The sequence below is a fragment of the Acinetobacter sp. MF4640 genome (assembly GCF_002018895.1).
GTDB lineage: Bacteria > Pseudomonadota > Gammaproteobacteria > Pseudomonadales > Moraxellaceae > Acinetobacter > Acinetobacter johnsonii.
Window position 1 is genome coordinate 1 of the sequence record NZ_MVOM01000138.1, and the last position, 859, is coordinate 859.

General features: G+C 40.5%; 1 protein-coding gene. It reads left to right on the forward strand.

The annotated features are described in order from the left end of the window. Nucleotides 1-846, forward strand: an 846-nt coding sequence (locus tag MF4640_RS18795) for an IS3-like element ISAba2 family transposase (protein WP_078390502.1), incomplete at its 5' end; no start/stop codon positions are given. Nucleotides 847-859 lie beyond the last annotated feature (13 nt).

Genomic DNA, 859 nt, shown 5'->3' on the forward strand with positions numbered 1-859 from the left:
ATTTTACCGATCGCAGCTTCAACCTATTACCGGACTCTAGATCTCGTTGATAACCCAGAACATCGAGCGAAACGTGCTCTGCATGATTTACATCATGCAGAGCAAATCAAACGTATTTGGAAAGAAAGTTCAGGTCGATATGGTGTACGTAAAGTCTGGCAAAAACTGAAACGTGAAGGCTATATTATTGCGCGCTGTACTGTTGCTCGATTAATGCAAAAGCTAGGTATACAAGGTGTTTGGCGTGGTAAGAACAAACAAACCACCCGTAGCCGAGATGACCAAAAACGAGCAGATGATTTAGTGAAACGTAATTTTACTGCTGATCATCCTGACCAACTGTGGGTGAGTGACTTTACCTATATTCAAACAAATTCAGGCTGGGTTTATACTGCATTTATTATTGATGTGTTCTCACGAGCAATTGTTGGATGGAAAGTATCGACACGGATGAATACAGATATGGTGCTCGATGCATTGGAGCAAGCATTGCATGATCGAGGCATGCCAAAGAATGTGATTCATCATTCCGACAGAGGTGTGCAATATCTTTCCATTCGCTATACCAATCGTTTAGAAGCAGCAAATTTACGAGCATCAGTCGGTACGACTGGTGATTCATACGATAATGCTTTGGCTGAAACGGTGAATGGCTTATACAAAACAGAGGTGATTGAATATCTAAAAGCAGATTGGCAAGGTTTAGCAGATGTACAACTTGCGACACTAAATTGGGTAGATTGGTTCAATAAAGAGCGTGTACATAGTGCACTAGGTTATGTATCACCTTTTGATTTTGAAGCAATGTACTATGATAAGATTAACCCGTTAGGTCAGGTGGCCTAACTTAAATAAAAAA